The 1,798-nt window shown below is 54.8% G+C and carries 3 protein-coding genes; 1 reads left to right on the top strand and 2 read right to left on the bottom strand.

Annotated features, from left to right (window positions below):
• Positions 1-326: 326 nt before the first annotated feature.
• Together IV91_RS16965 and IV91_RS16970 are read right to left on the bottom strand one after the other, a co-directional pair.
• On the bottom strand, positions 327-542 hold the full coding sequence (locus tag IV91_RS16965) for a DUF4351 domain-containing protein (RefSeq protein WP_051862716.1): 216 nt from the start codon (positions 540-542) through the stop codon (positions 327-329).
• Between the two features lie 78 nt (positions 543-620).
• Positions 621-992 carry an Rpn family recombination-promoting nuclease/putative transposase gene (locus IV91_RS16970; protein WP_051862717.1) on the bottom strand — a complete coding sequence of 124 codons (372 nt, stop codon included), beginning with the start codon at positions 990-992 and terminating at the stop codon, positions 621-623.
• A 157-nt stretch (positions 993-1,149) separates the two neighbouring features.
• Between IV91_RS16970 and IV91_RS16040 the strand changes: the two genes are divergently transcribed.
• A partial coding sequence (locus IV91_RS16040) for an IS1595 family transposase (protein WP_035418125.1) occupies positions 1,150-1,798 on the top strand: 649 nt, incomplete at its 3' end.

A 1,798-nucleotide genomic window follows, 5' to 3' on the forward strand; every position in this document is an offset into this window, starting at 1 on the left:
GGCGGCCACGCGCAAAAGTGACTGGCCTGGACCGGACCCGGAACGGTTACCGGTGATGATCGGGTTCAGGAAGGATCCGGGCGTGGTGGCCGGGGGCGAGAGGGTGGGGGCGGGTTGAGTTGGTTTATGATGGTCGCTGAAGGGTTCAACGGTTCCCGCGATTTTCCATGGTTCGCAGGAACCGTCAAACCCACGCCAGTAAAGGCTTGCAGCCCGATTCAAGTGAAGTTCCCGGACTATCACACACCCACGCCCAAACAGCCTTCGTTTTTTTCAATATTAAGGGAGTGACGGTGTTGTGAACCAGGTGTTGTCGCCCGTTGGCTTCAGTGCGTGGTGGAGCCAAACAGGTCGCCAAAACTGTTGGCATCCAGCACCTGATCCAACCATGAATCGACTTGTTCCTTTGACGCAGAAGCAATTTTATCCAGAATATCTGCCGGGATAGCGCCAAAACGTTTGGCCAGCAACTTCTGCAGGGCCATGATTTCGCCTCTGGCTTCGTATTGACGCGCCCACACTTCGAGTTGTTCGGATAGCATGATTCGTAATCCCTGTAAATTCTCCACCTCTGGCAAAAGTATACGGTACTCTGGTTTGCGCATCAATGTCGCCCGTATTCATCGGGCGATCATGTATTGGAGATCTGAGCGGTCTGACAGCCATTCTTCCAGTAGATGTAGCAATGCCTGAATGCTTTCCGGGTCAGCCGGATGTTCAATCCGGAACACTGTTGCCACCAGATTCTTGAGTGATGCCAGTTCGCTGTCAGAATAGGCATTCTCATCCACCAGCAGGTATCTGGCATGAGGCTTGAACTGCTCCACCAAGCCCGGCACTGGCGGAATCAGGTCGAATACATTCGTGGCTGCCGTCCAGCGCTGACTGCCGTTGTACAGCACGATGGGTAACACTGGTGGCAGACGCCCATCGGACAGCACCGCTCCTTGCTTGATCAGGTCCTGATACAGCAAGCCCTGATACACCATCATGCGCAGGGCCCATGTACTTGTCCACCGTACTCTGGAATTCAATCAGCAGGTACAGGTAGATCCATTCTCCAGCCACTTTGACCCGCCACACCACATCATCCGCACGGTTTTGAAAAGTGGGGTATCCAGCTTGATGCTGTGATGTTAAAATTATGTAATGGAATCAAAGAAACCGCAAGCGAGATCTAAGTCTCCCCGAGCTGGGGTTGATTACCCTCGCAACTACGCCGAATTTAAGGCGTGGTTTCCAGATGACGCGGCATGCCTTGATTATCTTGATTGGCTTCGCTGGCCGCATGGCTTTGTTTGCCCTGATTGCAGTGGCACCACTGCGTGGCGCATGAAAGGAGGGCGGTGGTGGTGTAAAGCGTGTGTCAGTCGGATATCCGCCACGGCTGGCACGATCTTCCACCTCACCAGAACACCGCTGACTGTATGGTTTGCCGCCGCCTGGCATCTTACCTCTGCCAAAAACGGCGTTTCCGCCAAAACGCTGCATCGGATTCTTGGGTTTGGTTCTTATCAAACGGCCTGGGCGATGCTGCACCGGTTCCGTTGCGCGATCAGTCATGCCGGGCATGACATGTTGTCCGGACAAGTCGAGGTGGATGAAACTGTCTTTGGTGGTGCGCGACACGGCAAGCGCGGACGCGGAGCCGGAGGCAAGGTGCTGGTGGCCGTCGCCGTGGAGTTGCTTTCCCCCAAGGGTTTCGGGCGTTGCCGGTTGCAAATCATCCCCAACGCCGAAACCGAAGCGCTCAAGACGTTTATTCAGAAGCATATCAAACCGGGCTCGACCATCTACA

The sequence above is a fragment of the Ferrovum myxofaciens genome, from assembly GCF_000735045.1.
GTDB classification, from domain to species: Bacteria; Pseudomonadota; Gammaproteobacteria; order Burkholderiales; family Ferrovaceae; genus Ferrovum; species Ferrovum myxofaciens.